Here is a 14,896-nt window from a genome sequence, read left to right as displayed (position 1 = left end):
GAGCATCCGGCGAGGGAGTTCACCACGTGATCCTTCATGAGAAGTCCAGGATAGATGTGGCTCGCCGCCGCCGGACTGCCTCCCGTGCGACCTGCGCCGATGTCGAGACCACACCCCCAACCCAACCCCTCCCCGCAGGGGGGAGGGGCGTTTTGACTTGCTCCCATTCATGGACGGGGGGGACCACTCGCCCGCTTCGCAGGGGAGGCCCGGATGTCTGACGTCCGCCCCACCTATCGCTACGACACCGCACCATCCGCCCGCGACCTGTGGGGCATGGTCATGCGCGGCGAAGTCGCGATGGCCCTGGGCATCGTGGGCATCGTCGTCCTCCTGATCCTGCCCATCCCGGCGTTCCTGCTGGACGTTCTGCTGTCGATCTCGATCGCGATGTCGATCCTGATCCTGATGACGTCCATCCTGATCAAGAAGCCGCTGGAGTTCACGGCCTTCCCCACCGTGCTGCTGGTGGCGACGCTGTACCGGCTGGCCCTGAACATCGCCACGACCCGCCTGATCCTGACCCACGGGCACGAGGGCTCGCACGGCGCCGGCGCGGTGATCGACACCTTCGGCCGCCTGATGATGGGCGGCAACTTCGCCATCGGGGTGATCGTCTTCATCATCCTGGTGATCGTGAACTTCGTGGTCATCACCAAGGGTTCGGGCCGGATCGCCGAGGTGGCGGCCCGCTTCACCCTGGACAGCCTGCCCGGCAAGCAGATGGCCATCGACGCCGACCTCTCGGCCGGCCTGATCGACCAGGACGAGGCCAAGAAGCGCCGCAAGGAGCTGGAGCAGGAGAGCACCTTCTTCGGCGCCATGGACGGCGCGTCGAAGTTCGTGCGCGGCGACGCCATCGCTGGCCTGGTGATCCTGGCCGTCAACGTGATCGGCGGCATCCTGATCGGCGTGCTCCAGCACGACGTGCCGCTGGGCCAGGCGTTCTCCAGCTACACCATCATGTCGATCGGCGACGGCCTGGTCAGCCAGATCCCCGCGCTGATCATCTCGATCGCCGCCGGCTTCCTGGTCTCGAAGGCGGGCGTCGAAGGCTCGGCCGACAAGGCGCTGGTGACCCAGATGGCCACCAACCCGGTCAGCCTGGGCATGGTCTCGGCCGCCGCGGGCGTGCTGGCCATCATCCCCGGCATGCCGCTCATCCCCTTCGCGGCCCTCTCGGTCGGCGCGGGCGCGCTGGCCTGGCGCCGATCGCAGCAGGCGGCGCAGCCCCAGGCGGTCGAGATCGAACCCGTGGCCGCCGAACCGGAAGAGGAGCCCATCGCCCAGACCCTGGCGATCGACGAGATTAAGATCGAGCTGGGCTACGGCCTGCTGCCGCTCATCAACGACCTGGAAGGCCGGCGGCTCACCGACCAGATCAAGGCGCTGCGCCGCACGCTGGCCGCCGACTTCGGCTTCGTGATGCCCTCGGTGCGCATCCTGGACAACATGCGGCTGCCGTCGATGGGCTACGCCATCCGGATCAAGGAGATGGAGGCCGGCGCCGGCGAGGTGCGGATCGGCTCGCTGATGGCGATGGACCCGCGGGGCGCACAGGTGGAGCTGCCCGGCGAGCATGTGAAGGAGCCGGCGTTCGGGCTGCCGGCCACCTGGATCGACGACGCCCTGCGCGAGGAAGCCACCTTCCGCGGCTACACCATCGTGGACCCGGCCACGGTGCTGACCACGCACCTGACCGAGATCCTCAAGGAGAACATGCCCGACCTGCTCACCTACGCCGAGGTCCAGAAGCTGCTGAAGGACCTGCCGGCCGAGCAGAAGAAGCTGTCCGAAGACCTGATCCCCAGCGTGGTCTCGGCGACCACGGTGCAGCGCGTGCTCCAGGCGCTGCTGCGCGAGCGGGTGTCGATCCGCGACCTGGGCGCCATCCTGGAAGGAGTCGGCGAGGCGGCGCCGCACACGGCCTCGATCATCAACCTGGTCGAACAGGTGCGCGGCCGCCTGGCGCGCCAGCTCTGCTACGCCTACCGCGGCGACGACGGGGCGCTGCCGATCGTCACCCTCTCGGCCGAGTGGGAGCACGCCTTCTCCGAGGCCCTGGTCGGGACGGGCGAGGAGAAGCAGCTCGCGCTGGCGCCGTCCCGGCTTCAGGAGTTCATCCGGGGCGTGCGCGAGACCTTCGAGCGCGCCGCCCTGGCCGGCGACACGCCGGTGCTGCTGACCAGCCCGAACATCCGGCCCTACGTGCGCTCGATCATCGAGCGTTTCCGCGGCCAGACCCCGGTGATGAGCCAGAACGAGGTCCACCCGCGCGCACGGCTGAAGACGGTCGGCGCGATCTGACCTCCCCCATCGCTGCCGCGATGGGGGAGGTAGGGTTGAACGTCCGCTCAAGTCGTGCCCAGGTGTGAGTTGAACGCTCAACCAAGGCCCGATGGACGAACTGCCCACACGCGACCGGCTGGTCTTCGCGGCCATGAAGCTCTTCGGAGAGAAGGGCTACCTCTCGACGTCGGTGCAGGACATCCTGCGCGAGGCGGGCGCCAATGCGGGCAGCCTCTATCACGCCTTCCCCACCAAGCAGGACGTCCTCGTCGCGGTGCTGGACCTCTATCGCCAGGGGATCGAGCCCATGCTGCTGGCGCCGGCGTGGGACGGGGTGGCCGACCCCATCGAGAAGGTCTTCGCCCTGCTGGCCCGCTACCGCGGGATGCTGGAGGCCACCGACTGCCTCTACGGCTGCCCCATCGGCTCGATCGCCCTGGAGCTGCACGAGCCCGACCCGCCGGTGCGCGAGCTCCTGAGCGTCAACTTCACCCAGTGGGTGGGTCATGTGGAGCGCTGCCTGGTCGAGGCCGGCGACCGGCTGCCGCCCGACGTGAACCGCCACGTGCTGGCGACCCTGGTGCTGAACGTCATGGAGGGCGGCGTCATGCAGGCGCGGACCCACCGCAGCCTCGCCGCCTTCGACGCCTCGGTGGCGGGGCTTCGCGACTATATCGCCCGGCTGGAGCAGGCCGCCTCCGCCGGGCGCGCAACGGGAGCGGCCGGGGGAGCTCGGACATGAGGCTGTCGAGACGCAGGCTCGCCGCCGCCGCGGCGCTCACGATGCTGTTCGCGGGGCCGGCGGCCGCCCAGTCGGTGAAGGACTTTCCCGACGTGACCGACAGCTCGTTCGCCGAGCCCAACGGGTCGCGGGTCCTGCGTCTCTCGGCGGTGATCCCGGCCGAGCGGGCGAAGGTGTGGCAGGCCTTCGCCACGGCCGAGGGCTGGCGGGCGTGGGCCACGCCGCTGGCCGCGGTGGACCTGCGCGTGGGCGGGGTGATCGAGACCAGCTACGACACCCGCGCCCAGATCGGGAACCCCGAGAACATCAAGAACCAGATCACGGCCTATGTGCCCGAGCGCCTGCTGGTGTTCCGCAACATCCAGGCGCCCTCCGGCCTGCCCGGCCGCGAGCGGTTCGGCGAGACGGCCGCGATCGTGGAGCTGGAGGACGCCGGCGCCGGCCAGACGCGGGTGACCCTGACGGGCGTCGGCTACGCGCCCGGCGAGCCGTTCGACACGCTCTACAGGCACTTCGCCTGGGGCAACGCCTATTCGCTGATGAAGCTGAAGGAGAGCTTCATGAAGGGACCGATCGACTGGAAGCAGGTCGAGGCCCAGCGGCAGGCGGGCGCCGCGGCCGCCAAGGTCGCGGGTCAGGACAAAGACAAGGGGGAGGACTGACATGAACCTGAAAACCTTCGGGCGCGTCACCCTGGCGGCCACCGCCGCCCAGGTGGGCATGGTCGTGGCCGGGCACTATTCGGCGCCGATCCGCGACAACGTGTTCGCCCTGGGCGGCATGGGAATCTCGTTCCTCGCGGGGGTGTTCTACGCGCGGATCAGCCGGGGCGGCTGGGCGGACAGCCTGGTGGGCGGCCTGCTCAGCGGCGGCGCCTGCGCTTTCCTGGGCATCGGGGTCTCGGTGTTCCTGGGCGACGTGCCCGGCTCCCTGCTGGCGTTCGGGACGGCCGGTTCGGCGGTCGCCGGCCTGATCGGCGGCGCGGCCGGACGGCTCACCGCGCCACGGCCGAAGGGCTAGAGGCCGTCCGTCGGCGTTGCAGCGGGACGTCCCGGCTGATAGCGGTTCGGGCCTCGGCTTGGAGACTCGGGTTTCGGATGCGGCGACCAACTCAGCGACCCCAGGGCTCGGGCGGACGGTTCTTCTGGGACCTCCTGACCTTCGAGCGGCTGATCACGGGCGCCCTGGTCCATCTCGTCTACTGGGCGGGACTGGGCATCATCGGCGTGATGGCGTTCGGGGTGCTGGGCGCCTCGATCGGCGTGGCCATCCGCGAGGGCGGATGGGGCATTCTGCTGGCGTTCGGCGTGCTGGCGGTCGGGCTTCTCGGCGTGTTCGTGGCCGTGCTGCTGTGGCGGGCCTTCTGCGAATTCTACGTCACGATCTTCAAGATCAGCGAGGACCTCTCGGTCCTGCGCCAGGACGTCGAGCGCGAGCGCGCCGGACGGTAGCCGCGAATCGCCGCCCGGCCCCCGCCCGGGCGCGCCGCGGCGGATTCAGAATTCGAGCACGATCTTGCCGAAGTGCTCGCCGCCGGCCATGGCGGCGAAGGCGGCAGGCGCCTCGGTGAACGGGAACACCTTGTCCACCACGGGCTCGATCCGATGCAGTTCGATCGCGCGGCACATGGCCTCGAACATGTCGCGCGAACCGACCGAGAGGCCCTGAAGCTTCGCCGAGTTGCCGATCAGCATCGCGGGATTGAACGGCTCGCCGGCGCCGGCGACCACGCCGATGACGGCGATGTGCCCGCCCACCCTGACGGCCTTCATGCTCTCGTGGATCGTCCCGCCGCCGCCGACCTCCATGATGAAGTCCGCGCCCCGGCCGCCCGTCGCGGCGCGGACCGGCCCCGACCACGCCGGGGTGGTCCGGTAGTTCACCAGATGATCGGCCCCGAGCGCCTGGGCCCGCCCCAGCTTTTCGTCCGACGACGAGGTGACGATCGTCCGGTATCCCGCCGCATGGGCGAACTGGAGGCCGAAGATCGAGACTCCGCCCGTGCCCTGGAGGACCACGGTGTCGCCAGGGTCGAGCCGGGCGTCGTGGAACACGCCGCGCCACGCGGTCAGCGCCGCGCAGGGCAACGTCGCCACCTGATGATCCGTCAGGAACGCGGGAACCTTGGACAGGCCCTCCTGGCTGAACACCTGGAGCTCCGAACCCGCCCCGGGGATCGGGAAGCCCAGCGCGGACATCAGCTTCTCCACCGTGGGCGGCCCCGACACCCAGTTCTGGAAGAAGAGGGTCGCGACCCGGTCGCCCACGCCGAAGCGGGTCACGCCCTCGCCCACGGCCTCCACCACGCCGCAGCCGTCGGAGAACGGGGTGATGACATCCGTCGTCGAGGCGGCCCCGCGGCCGTACATGCCGTTGATCATCAGCAGGTCGCGATAGTTCAGCGACACCGCCCTCATCCGCACCAGCACCTGGCCGGGGCCGGGTTTCGGATCGGGCAGGTCCACGACCTTGATGGCGTTCGGGCCCCACGGGGCGGCGACGTTCAGCGCACGCATGTCCTGTCCTCCACTGACGGCGCATGATGGCGAGACGGGCGCGCCCCGGGCAACCGTGTCCCCACGTCATGATGGGGGCGTCAGGATGGTCTCCCGCAGCCTCAGGGACTGCACGCCCCGGGCGTCAGGCGCGCGAGAGCGGCAGCACAGGCCGTTCGCCCCACTGGTCCGGATCGTGACCGAACACCATCACCGTCTCAGGCTCGAGGAGGTCCACGAGAGCATCCAGGGACCGGTTCATTTCGGGATGGTCCGACATCGCCGGGAACCGCCGGCTCTCGAGGGCGCCGGCGTGATAGCAGGCGTCGCCCACCAGTATGTGGTCGCCGGCCGCGCTTCGCACCCGCAGAGACTGGTGCCCCGGCGTGTGGCCGAAACTCGGGACGCAAACCGCCGAGCCGTCGCCGAACAGGTCGTGCTCGCCGTCGATCAGCCGCACCTCGTGGCCAAGGTCGAAGTAGCGCTTGCGCAGCCCGTAACGCTGGGAGAGCTCGGGCTCGAACCCCGCCTCCCATTCGCGTCGCTGCACCATGAGGGTCGCGTTCGGCAGCTCGCGCAGGCCCCCCGCGTGATCGAAATGCAGATGGGACAGCACCACATGGCGCACCCGCGCCGGATCGACGTCCAGGGCGTGGAGGCGCTGCGTCACGGTCTCGGCCGGCGTCAGGCTGACGTCCATGCCCAGGGGACGCAGCGCCCGCAGGTAGCTCTCCTGCGGGTCGCACATGGCCGCCGGCAGGCCGCAGTCGAACAGCGCGACCCCGTCGGGATGCTCCAGCACATAGAACGGGATCGGAACCGACACCCGCTCGGCGTCCATCCCCATGCCTTCGCCGGAACTGTGGAACTGGCCGCAGACGCAGCCGAAGAGGTTCAGGCCCATACCGGGAGCCTACGCCGGATCCAGGCGACGCACACCATAGAGCCGCAGCGCGCCCATCAGCCCGGCCAGCGCCATCGCCGACATGAGCAGGTAGCCCTGGGCGCCGAAGCGGTCGAACAGCGGCCCCGAGATCATGGTCGCCACCCCCATCAGCACACCGGCCGACAGCGCCGAGTTGATCGTCTGGGCCGCCGAGGCGTTGCGCGGGGTGGAGAGGCGCTCCACGAGCTGGAGCGAAGCCAGGAAGGTCGCCGCGTAGCTGAACACGTGCAGGGTCTGGAGGGGGAACAGCGCCCACAGCGGCGGCGAGAACGCCAGGGCGGTCCAGCGGACGACGGCCGCCACGCCGCCGATCACCAGCAGGTTGCGCGGGCCGATCCGCCGTCGCCACGGTTCCATGAACCACATGAAGGCCACCTCGGCCGCCACGCCTACGCCCCAGAGCACGCCCGTCAGGCTCTCCGGGATTCCCTGTTGCTTCCAGGCGAGCGTCGAGAAGCCATAGTAGAAGGCGTGGGCCGACTGGATCAGCCCGACCGACACGGCGGCGGTCAGGAAGGCGGGGTCGCGCAACAGCCCTCCCAGGCCGGCGAACCGGTCCGAGGCGCGGATGGTCCGGCCGTCCTCATGCACGGGATCTGGAGGAAGCAGGTAGCGCGCGGCCAACGCACTCAGGGCCACGGCCGCGGTGATCCAGACCAGGACCAGGTCCGGCGTGCCCCAGGTCAGGAGCGCGCCCACCATGATGTTGGCCACGATGAAGGCCACCGACCCGATCCCGCGCGGCCAGCCGTAGTTGAAGCCGTCGGTGCGCGCCCGGTTCAGGACGATCACGTCCGCCAGCGGCGACAGGGTGGCGAACGCCGACGAGGCCACGAACCACACGACCGTCCAGCCGGCGAAGCCCAGCGGCAGCGCCATCGCCGCATAGGCCGCGGTCACGCCCAGGCTCATGACCATCAGCGCGCTGCGCCGCAGCCGGAAACTGTCGGCCCAGACCGCGATCAGCGGCGCCGTGAACACCCGCGCCAGCATCGGGAGCGACAGGATCAGCCCGATCTGGGCCCCGGACAGGCCCCGCTCCGCGAACCACACGGGCATGTAGGGCGAACTCGCGCCCGTCCCGACGAACAGCGCCGAATAGAAGAGGCCGAGACGCACAGGGAGCGACATGAGCCCCGGCATACCGGGAGTCGGAGGGCACCCGTGAACCCACCTCCAGCGTGCGGACCATAGACGGCGCGCCCGTCGCGTCTAAAGTCTCCTGAACAGCGATAAGGGAGACGCGACATGGCCGGAGCGAACAGCCGGGATCGGCAGCTTCGGGAGCGGGCGGCGGCCGTCATCCCCGGCGGCATGTACGGGCACCAGTCGGTGGGCCTGCTCCCAGACGACTATCCCCAGTTCTTCGAGCGCGGCGAAGGCGCCCACATCTGGGACGCCGATGGCCGGCGCTACCTGGACTTCATGTGCGCCTATGGCCCGAACCTGTTCGGCTACGCCCATCCCGAGATCGACGCCGCCTTCGTCCGCCAGCTCGGTCAGGGCGACACGCTGACCGGCCCCACCGCCCTGATGGTCGAGCTGGCCGAGGCGCTGACGGCGCTGGTCGCCCACGCCGACTGGGCGATCTTCTGCAAGAACGGCACCGACGCCACCACCATGGCGCTGACCACCGCCCGGGCGCACACGAAGCGGCGCACGGTGGTGCGGGCCAACGGCGCCTATCACGGCGCGCTGCCCTGGTGCACGCCCCGGCCCGCCGGCGTCATCGAGACCGACCGGGCGCACCAGGTCTTCTGCGACTACAACGACGCCGCCAGCCTGGAGGCCGCGGTCGAGGCGGCGGGCGACGACCTGGCCGCCGTCTTCGCCGCCCCGTTCCGCCACGACGCCTTCGTGGACCAGGCCGAGCCCGATCCCGCCTATGCGCGGAAGGCCCGCGAACTGTGCGACCGCACCGGCGCGCTGCTGGTGGTGGACGAGGTGCGCGCCGGCTTCCGCCTGTCGCGCGACTGCTCCTGGAGCCGGATCGGCGTGCAGCCCGACCTCTCCACCTGGGGCAAGTGCGTGGCCAACGGCCATCCGCTGTCGGTGATGCTGGGCTCGGACAAGGCCCGCGCCGCGGCCGCCTCGATCTATGTGACCGGCTCGTTCTGGTACCAGGCGGCCACCATGGCCGCGGCGCTGGAGACCCTGCGCCTGATCCGCGAGACCGACTACCTGGAGCGCATCACAACCTTGGGCGAGACCCTGCGCGCGGGCCTGGCCGAGCGCGCGGCGGCCGCCGGCTTCGGCCTCCGCCAGACCGGGCCCTCGACCCTGCCGCTCTTCCTGTTCGACGAGGACCCGGACCTCAGGAAGGGTTTCTGCTGGTCGTCCGAGATGCTGGCGCGAGGCGTCTACGTACATCCCTGGCATAACATGTTCCTGTGCGCCGCCATGACCGGCGCTGACATCGCCCAGGCGCTGGACGCCGCCGAGGGCGCCTTCGATGCGCTGAAGCGCCAGGCGCCCGGCCTCGCGCCCGTCGAGAAACTCGCCTTCCTTTCCGCTGGAGCCCGCTGATGGACGACTATTCCGAATACGACGGCCTGGGGCTGGCCGAGCTGGTCCGGTCGAAGCGGGTCTCGCCCGCCGAGCTGGCCGAGGCCGCCATCGCCCGCATCGAGCGGCACAACCCCACCCTGAACGCCGTCGTCTACAAGGGCTACGACGACGCCCGCCGCGCCGCCGCCGGCGACCTGCCCGAGGGGCCGTTCCGCGGCGTGCCCTTCCTGATCAAGGACCTGGGCATGCCCGTCGCCGGCTGGCCGCGAAGCTGCGGCAGCCGCTTCGCCCGCGGCCTGACCGACACCGAGGACGGCGGCCTCACCGCCCGCTACCGCCAGGCCGGCGTCGTGCTGGTGGGCAAGACCAACACGCCCGAGTACGGCATCACCGGCACCACCGAGAGCGCCGCTCTCGGCCCCTGCCGCAACCCCTGGGACCCGGCCCACATCTCGGGCGGCTCGTCGGGCGGCGCGGCCTCGGCCGTGGCGGCGGGCATCGTCCCCCTGGCGCACGCCTCGGACGGCCTGGGCTCGATCCGCATTCCCGCCGCCTGCTGCGGCCTGGTGGGGCTGAAGGTCACCCGCGACCGCAACCCCAACCTGCCCGACGGCTTCGACTACGCCCTGGGCAATGTGGTGGACCACGTGGTCACCCGGACCGTGCGCGACAGCGCCGCCATGCTGGACGCCACCGGCTATCCCGAGCCGTACTCGTCCTACCCCGCGCCGCCCAAGGACCGGCCGTACATGGAGGAGATCGGGCGGAGCCCCGGGCGCCTGCGCATCGCCTGGTCGTCCGAGACGCCGTCGGGCCGACCGATCGACCCCGAGATCCAGGCCGCGCTGGAACGCACCGCCGCGCTGCTGGCGGGCCTGGGCCACGAGGTGGTCGAGAAGGGCCTGGGCGTGGACTACCGCGCCCTCTTCGCCTCGCGCGGCGCGGCGGCGGCGTCGAACTTCGCCGCCGGCATGGACCGCCTGATCGAGCAGCTCGGCCGCGAGCCCGAGCCGGACGAGCTGGAGCCGCTGACCTGGGCCACGCTGAAGGCCGGCCGCCGCCAGACCGGCGCCGACGCGATGCGCTCGCTGCAGGAGACGCGGATGCTCAACCGGCGCACGTTGGCCTTCTTCGAGGACGTCGACGTCTACCTGACCCCGGTGCTGGGGACGCCCGTGCCCGAGATCGGCTTCATCGACCCGGTGAACCTGGAGCCCAAGGAGGTGAACCGCCGCCAGGCGCGGGTCTTCCCCTACACTCCGCCCTTCAATTTCTCGGGCCAGCCGTCGATGAGCCTTCCCATCGAGACCGACTCGCGCGGTCTTCCGGTCGGGATGATGTTCACCGGCCGGTACGCCGACGAGGCCACCCTCTTCCGACTGGCCGCCCAGTTGGAGAAGGAGGCGCCCTGGAAGGGCCGCCGGCCGCAGGTCTGGGGCTAAAGGAACGATACGGGGGGTTCATGACGTTCTGGACGCGTCGCAACTGGATGACGCTGGCCGCGGTCGGCGGCTTCGTGGCCGTGGCGGTGGGGGCCTTCGCCGCCCATGGGGTCCAGGACCCCAAGGCCCAGGATTGGCTGCGCACCGGGGCCATGTACGGCTTCATGCACACCATGGCGACCTTCGCCTGCGCCACCTTCATGAACGTGGGCGCGCGCCGCGCGCGGCTGGCGCCGGCGTTCTTCCTGGGCGGGGTCGTGCTGTTCTCGGGCTCGCTCTACGCCATGGCGATGGGCGCGCCGCGCTGGCTGGGCATGGTGACGCCGGTGGGTGGCCTGATGTTCCTGGCCGGCTGGGCGATCCTGATCGTGGCCGCCCGCGGGGTCGATCCTCAGGGTTGAGCCTTCGGCAGCGCCAGCCGGTGGAGCGCGAGCGCCGACCCGACGAGGGACACCAGCATCACGACCGCCATCGGTCGCGCCGTGCCGTCGTGGAACGCGCCGGCGAGGCTGGCCGCCAAGGCGCCCACGGCGAACGACGCCGCCCCCGAGAGCGCCGAGGTCGATCCGGCCCGCAGCGGGTCCACGCTGAGCGCGCCGGCCATCGTGTTGCCCTGCATGAAGCCGAAACTGGCCAGCAGCAGGAACAGAAGCGGCAGCACGCTCCATCGTTCGCCCCATCCCGTGACCGCGGCGACGACCAGCAGGACCGCCAAGCCCACGGAGATCAGGCTAACCCGCGCCAGCACCTGATCGGGCGTCATGCGCCGCAGGATCCACCGGTTCACCTGGCCCGACCCGATCACGGCGGCGGCGTTCAGACCGAACACCCAGGGAAACACGGCGGGTGAAAGGCCGTACGCGCCCATCATCAGGCCCGGCGACGAGGCGATGTAGGTGAAGAGCGTGGCGCCGTTCAGGGCGCCGGCCAGGGCGTAGCCCACCAGGCGCGGCCGTCGGATCAGGGCCAGATAGGATTGCAGCGGATTCTCGCTGGCGGCCTGAATCGCCGCGGCCTCGGATCGCGACTCCCGCAGCCGCGTCAGCACCGCGGCGGTGATCAGCACGCCGAACAGCGCCTGGAACCAGAAGCTGCTGGGCCAGCCGCCGAACGCCAGCAGCAGGCTGCCCAGGAGAGGCGCCAGGATCGGCGCAAGCCCCATGATCAGCATCATCAGGCTGAGCATCCGCGCCGTCTCTGTATGGTCGAAAAGGTCTCGGACCACGGCGCGCGCCACCACGCCGCCGGCGCAGGCGCCGAGGGCCTGGACGAATCGGCCGGCCAGCAGGAACTCGATCGTGGGCGCCAGCGCGCAGGCGACCGACGCCACGGCGAAGATCGCCGTCCCGATCAGGATGGGCGGGCGGCGGCCCACACGGTCGGCCCAGGGGCCGTAGAACACCTGGCCGATCGCCATGCCGGCCAGGAAGGCGGCGACGGTCGCCTGGGTCGCCGCCGGGCTCGCGTTTAGATCCGCGCCGATCGCCGGCAGCGTGGGCAGGTACATGTCGATGGCCAGCGGGCCCATCGCGGTGATGGCCCCCAGCAGCACGACGAGTCCCCACGGCGTGGCGGGGGGCGGACCGGAAGGCGAAGACTCTTTGGCGGACGTCACGGCGCCTGCCCTACTGGGTCACTGGGAATTCAACAAGCCAGGAGAGCCACGGATGTCCGCGCTGGAGACCATGATGCCCCCCGTGAAGCGCGCGGCGGTGAACGGGATCGACCTCGCCTACTATGAAGCCGGGCCGCGGGACGGCGTCCCCGTCATATTCAGCCACGGCTTTCCCGAACTGGCGTTCTCATGGCGTCATCAGATCCGGGCGCTGGCCGACGCCGGCCGCTGGGTGATCGCGCCCGACCAGCGCGGGTACGGCCTCTCGTCAAAGCCGGACCGGGTGCAGGATTACGGCATCGACCGGCTGACCGGAGACCTTTCGGGCCTGCTCGACCATCTGGGCGTGGAGAAGGCCATCTTCTGCGGCCACGACTGGGGCGGCTTCGTCGTGTGGCAGATGCCCCTGCTGCACCCGTCCCGAACGGCGGGTGTCATCGGCCTGAACACGCCGTTCTCCCCGCGGGCGACGGCCGATCCCATCGCCATCATGCGCAAGCGCTTCGGGCCGGACATGTACATCGTCTGGTTCCAGACGCCGGACGAGCCGGAAGCGGTGCTGGGCGCCGACACGACACGGACCCTGTCGTTCTTCATGCGCAAGCCGATGGATCCGGAAGCGGCCGCTGCGGCCATGGCCGCGGCCGCCGCATCGGGCTCCACCTTCGCCTTCCGGGACCTGCTCAAGGCCTGGGACGGCAAGACCGGCGGCGAGCCGCTGCTGCCGCCCGACGAACTGGCCGTCTTCGCCGACGCGTTCCGCGAGGGCGGCTTCTTCGGCCCGGTGAGCTGGTACCGCAACTTCACCCGGAACTGGGAGATGACCGAAGGCCAGGCGACGCGCATCGACGGGGTCCCCTGCCTGATGATCACGGCCGAGCGGGATGCGGTCCTGCCGCCGTCGGCGGCCGAGCCGATGCCCGGGTTCATCGGCGACCTGGAAACGCACATGGTGACAGGTTCCGGCCATTGGACGCAGCAGGAGAAGCCCGAAGAGGTCAACCGGCTGATCCTGGACTGGCTGGACAGGCGGTTCCCGAAGTAGAAAGGGGTCATGGACCGCACCGCCCCGGCGCTCACCGTCTCGACCTCCGCCCATCGGCGAGGGCTTTTCCGCGAGAACGAGCCGTTCTCCAGCGGCTGGCTGCCGACCAGGGGGCCGCATGAGATCTTCTATGAAGAATGCGGCGCCCCCGCCGGAAAGCCTTGCGTGATCCTGCACGGCGGCCCCGGCGGCGCGATCAACCCCACCATGCGGCGGTTCTTCGACCCGGCGAAGTGGCGGATGGTCCTGTTCGACCAGCGAGGCTGCGGCCGGAGCCGCCCCAACGCCAGCCTGGAGGACAACACCACCTGGGCCCTGATCGAGGACATCGAGCGCCTGCGCGTCCACCTCGGGATCGAAAAGTGGTGCGTGTTCGGGGGCTCGTGGGGCTCGACCCTGGCGCTGGCCTACGCGATCACGCACCCCGAGCGGGTCGAGAGCCTAGTGCTGCGGGGCGTGTTCCTGGTGACGGCGCGCGAGCTGCGCTGGTTCTACCAGGACGGCGCCTCGATGATGTTCCCGGACGCGTGGGCCCGCTTCTGCGCCCCGATACCTCCCGAGGAGCGCGGGGACATGATGGCCGCCTACCACCGGCGGCTGACCCACCCCGACCGGCGCGTCCAGGCCGAGGCGGCGGCCGCCTGGAGTCAGTGGGAAGGGGACACGATCTCGATCCGCGGCCCCGAGGCGCGGCCGTCCAAGTTCAACGAGATCGACTTCGCCATCGCGTTCGCCCGCATCGAGTGCCACTACTTCGTCAACGGCGGTTTCTTCGAGACGCCCGACTGGCTGATCGAGAACGCCCACGTCCTGAAGGGCATTCCCGGCTGGATCGTCCAGGGACGCTTCGACGTGGTGACCCCGCTGGAGAGCGCCTGGCGGCTCCGGAACGCGTGGCCGACAGCGCGCTTCGAGGTGGTCTGGGACGCGGGCCACGCCTCCACCGAGCCCGGCGTCGTCGACGCCCTGGTCCGCGCGACGGACCAGGCGCTGCGGGTCTGACGGGCTGGAGCGCGCCGCAGGCGCGGTCTTTCGACACGAAGACCACCAAGGACACGAAGACCACGAAGGGCGGACATGCGTTCGCGGGCCACGCGCAGGGCTGCGCGCCTTGGCGGTCTTCGTGTCGAAACCCCGCCATCGTTCCGGAGAGCGCTAGGCGATCACATGCAGCGCCGCTTGGCCGCCGACCGCCGCCTCGGGCCGGATCTTCCGGTCGAAGGTCGCGAGCCGGCCGCCATTCCTGACCGCCAGCGCGAGCAGATAGACGTCCGTGAGCTGGGCGGAATTCAGGAGCGCGGCCTCCACGAACCAGGCCGGGTCGAGCAGCGAGACGTCGTCGGCCCAAAAGCGATGGCCCGGCTGCGACGTCAGCTTTCGCAGGAAGGGCAAGACCGCCGCCGGTGATCCCGTGGACCGCGCATAGCGAGGCCCCGACAGGATGCGGATCACGCCATTCTCCGTGACGGGGCAGGTCGCGAAAGCCTGGCCCTCACGCGAGAACCAAGCGTGCGCGGCCTCGTAGTGGACGTGGGGCGGATGGAGCCGATCAGGACATTCACGTCCAGCAGGTAGGTCACGGCGCCTCGTCGCGCAGGCGATTGACCAGTTCCAGGGTAACCGGCGCCGCATCCTCGCGGTTGGGCAGAAGGAGGATTCCGTTGCGCTCCCTGGGTCGATCATGCCGGGGCGCAAGGGCCTGACGCGCCAGGTCGGAGAGGACCTCGCCCACGGTGCGCTTCTGCAGATCCGCCATGTGGCGGACGGCCATCAGGACATCGTCGTCGATCGTCAGCGTCGTGCGCATGGTCCGC

16 protein-coding genes are annotated in these 14,896 nt (G+C 70.4%); 10 read left to right on the top strand and 6 right to left on the bottom strand.

From position 1 onward, the window contains the following. The first annotated feature begins 213 nt into the window (after positions 1 to 213). From flhA to WG212_RS09655, 5 genes are all read left to right on the top strand, one after another. Entirely contained in the window at positions 214 to 2,307 is a 2,094-nt protein-coding gene (flhA, locus tag WG212_RS09675) for a flagellar biosynthesis protein FlhA (RefSeq protein ID WP_337186884.1), read from the top strand. A gap of 91 nt (positions 2,308 to 2,398) precedes the next feature. Then, a complete protein-coding gene (locus WG212_RS09670) occupies positions 2,399 to 3,031 on the top strand; it encodes a TetR/AcrR family transcriptional regulator (protein WP_337186883.1) in 633 nt (210 codons plus the stop codon). Further along, positions 3,028 to 3,693, top strand: coding sequence for an SRPBCC domain-containing protein (locus tag WG212_RS09665; protein ID WP_337186882.1), 666 nt, complete (start codon positions 3,028 to 3,030; stop codon positions 3,691 to 3,693). The genes WG212_RS09670 and WG212_RS09665 overlap by 4 nt, the downstream gene beginning before the upstream one ends. Position 3,694: 1 nt before the next feature. Then, complete coding sequence (locus WG212_RS09660) at positions 3,695 to 4,051, top strand: hypothetical protein (RefSeq protein ID WP_337186881.1); 357 nt, start codon at positions 3,695 to 3,697, stop codon at positions 4,049 to 4,051. 77 nt (positions 4,052 to 4,128) lie between these two features. Next, positions 4,129 to 4,482 (top strand): DUF4282 domain-containing protein, encoded by a 354-nt coding sequence (locus WG212_RS09655; RefSeq protein ID WP_337186880.1) that lies wholly within the window; start codon positions 4,129 to 4,131, stop codon positions 4,480 to 4,482. 45 nt (positions 4,483 to 4,527) lie between these two features. Here the strand turns inward: WG212_RS09655 and WG212_RS09650 are convergent, their stop codons facing one another. The 3 genes from WG212_RS09650 to WG212_RS09640 all read right to left on the bottom strand — a co-directional run bounded on the left by WG212_RS09650 (position 4,528) and on the right by WG212_RS09640 (position 7,603). Then, positions 4,528 to 5,547, bottom strand: a complete 1,020-nt coding sequence (locus WG212_RS09650) for an NAD(P)-dependent alcohol dehydrogenase (protein ID WP_337186879.1) — start codon at positions 5,545 to 5,547, stop codon at positions 4,528 to 4,530. Positions 5,548 to 5,671: 124 nt separating this feature from the next. Next, positions 5,672 to 6,430: an N-acyl homoserine lactonase family protein gene (locus WG212_RS09645; protein WP_337186878.1), complete on the bottom strand. Its 759-nt coding sequence runs from the start codon at positions 6,428 to 6,430 to the stop codon at positions 5,672 to 5,674. A gap of 9 nt (positions 6,431 to 6,439) precedes the next feature. After that, positions 6,440 to 7,603, bottom strand: coding sequence for an MFS transporter (locus WG212_RS09640; RefSeq protein ID WP_337186877.1), 1,164 nt, complete (start codon positions 7,601 to 7,603; stop codon positions 6,440 to 6,442). 117 nt (positions 7,604 to 7,720) lie between these two features. Here WG212_RS09640 and WG212_RS09635 point away from each other — a divergent pair, with 117 nt between their 5' ends. Genes WG212_RS09635 through WG212_RS09625 form a run of 3 tightly spaced genes read left to right on the top strand, consistent with a single transcriptional unit; the run spans position 7,721 to position 10,823 of the window. Further along, a complete protein-coding gene (locus WG212_RS09635; RefSeq protein WP_337186876.1) occupies positions 7,721 to 8,998 on the top strand; it encodes an aminotransferase class III-fold pyridoxal phosphate-dependent enzyme in 1,278 nt (425 codons plus the stop codon). Next, positions 8,998 to 10,422 carry an amidase family protein gene (locus WG212_RS09630; RefSeq protein ID WP_337186875.1) on the top strand — a complete coding sequence of 475 codons (1,425 nt, stop codon included), beginning with the start codon at positions 8,998 to 9,000 and terminating at the stop codon, positions 10,420 to 10,422. The genes WG212_RS09635 and WG212_RS09630 overlap by 1 nt, the downstream gene beginning before the upstream one ends. A gap of 20 nt (positions 10,423 to 10,442) precedes the next feature. Further along, positions 10,443 to 10,823, top strand: coding sequence for a DUF423 domain-containing protein (locus WG212_RS09625; protein WP_337186874.1), 381 nt, complete (start codon positions 10,443 to 10,445; stop codon positions 10,821 to 10,823). Here the strand turns inward: WG212_RS09625 and WG212_RS09620 are convergent. Further along, positions 10,814 to 11,974 carry a multidrug effflux MFS transporter gene (locus WG212_RS09620; RefSeq protein ID WP_337186873.1) on the bottom strand — a complete coding sequence of 387 codons (1,161 nt, stop codon included), beginning with the start codon at positions 11,972 to 11,974 and terminating at the stop codon, positions 10,814 to 10,816. The two genes, WG212_RS09625 and WG212_RS09620, sit on opposite strands and share 10 nt — an antisense overlap. A 115-nt stretch (positions 11,975 to 12,089) precedes the next feature. Between WG212_RS09620 and WG212_RS09615 the strand changes: the two genes are divergently transcribed. After that, the gene (locus tag WG212_RS09615; RefSeq protein WP_337186872.1) at positions 12,090 to 13,082 is read left to right on the top strand and encodes an alpha/beta hydrolase; all 993 of its coding nucleotides are present in this window, start codon (positions 12,090 to 12,092) and stop codon (positions 13,080 to 13,082) included. 9 nt (positions 13,083 to 13,091) lie between these two features. Then, a complete protein-coding gene (gene pip, locus WG212_RS09610; protein ID WP_337186871.1) occupies positions 13,092 to 14,084 on the top strand; it encodes a prolyl aminopeptidase in 993 nt (330 codons plus the stop codon). Positions 14,085 to 14,237: 153 nt separating this feature from the next. Here pip and WG212_RS09605 read toward each other — a convergent pair whose 3' ends face one another. Both WG212_RS09605 and WG212_RS09600 read right to left on the bottom strand, forming a co-directional pair. Further along, on the bottom strand, positions 14,238 to 14,534 hold the full coding sequence (locus WG212_RS09605; protein WP_337186870.1) for a hypothetical protein: 297 nt from the start codon (positions 14,532 to 14,534) through the stop codon (positions 14,238 to 14,240). A 124-nt stretch (positions 14,535 to 14,658) separates the two neighbouring features. After that, positions 14,659 to 14,889 (bottom strand): CopG family transcriptional regulator, encoded by a 231-nt coding sequence (locus WG212_RS09600; protein WP_337186869.1) that lies wholly within the window; start codon positions 14,887 to 14,889, stop codon positions 14,659 to 14,661. Between the last annotated feature and the right edge of the window lie 7 nt (positions 14,890 to 14,896).

The organism is Phenylobacterium sp., from assembly GCF_037189685.1.
GTDB lineage: Bacteria > Pseudomonadota > Alphaproteobacteria > Caulobacterales > Caulobacteraceae > Phenylobacterium.
The sequence above is the reverse complement of the archived record's forward strand: the minus strand, read 5'-3'. Positions and strand labels throughout refer to the sequence as shown.

Bases quoted from the DNA above. Each gene is read 5' to 3' on its own strand.
- pip (WP_337186871.1), top strand. From the start codon at position 13,092: ATGGACCGCACCGCCCCGGCGCTCACCGTCTCGACCTCCGCCCATCGG.
- WG212_RS09655 (WP_337186880.1), top strand. From the start codon at position 4,129: ATGCGGCGACCAACTCAGCGACCCCAGGGCTCGGGCGGACGGTTCTTC.
- WG212_RS09635 (WP_337186876.1), top strand. From the start codon at position 7,721: ATGGCCGGAGCGAACAGCCGGGATCGGCAGCTTCGGGAGCGGGCGGCG.
- flhA (WP_337186884.1), top strand. From the start codon at position 214: ATGTCTGACGTCCGCCCCACCTATCGCTACGACACCGCACCATCCGCC.
- WG212_RS09615 (WP_337186872.1), top strand. From the start codon at position 12,090: ATGTCCGCGCTGGAGACCATGATGCCCCCCGTGAAGCGCGCGGCGGTG.
- WG212_RS09625 (WP_337186874.1), top strand. From the start codon at position 10,443: ATGACGTTCTGGACGCGTCGCAACTGGATGACGCTGGCCGCGGTCGGC.
- WG212_RS09645 (WP_337186878.1), bottom strand. From the start codon at position 6,430: ATGGGCCTGAACCTCTTCGGCTGCGTCTGCGGCCAGTTCCACAGTTCC.
- WG212_RS09670 (WP_337186883.1), top strand. From the start codon at position 2,399: ATGGACGAACTGCCCACACGCGACCGGCTGGTCTTCGCGGCCATGAAG.
- WG212_RS09650 (WP_337186879.1), bottom strand. From the start codon at position 5,547: ATGCGTGCGCTGAACGTCGCCGCCCCGTGGGGCCCGAACGCCATCAAG.
- WG212_RS09660 (WP_337186881.1), top strand. From the start codon at position 3,695: ATGAACCTGAAAACCTTCGGGCGCGTCACCCTGGCGGCCACCGCCGCC.
- WG212_RS09640 (WP_337186877.1), bottom strand. From the start codon at position 7,603: ATGTCGCTCCCTGTGCGTCTCGGCCTCTTCTATTCGGCGCTGTTCGTC.
- WG212_RS09665 (WP_337186882.1), top strand. From the start codon at position 3,028: ATGAGGCTGTCGAGACGCAGGCTCGCCGCCGCCGCGGCGCTCACGATG.
- WG212_RS09630 (WP_337186875.1), top strand. From the start codon at position 8,998: ATGGACGACTATTCCGAATACGACGGCCTGGGGCTGGCCGAGCTGGTC.
- WG212_RS09600 (WP_337186869.1), bottom strand. From the start codon at position 14,889: ATGCGCACGACGCTGACGATCGACGACGATGTCCTGATGGCCGTCCGC.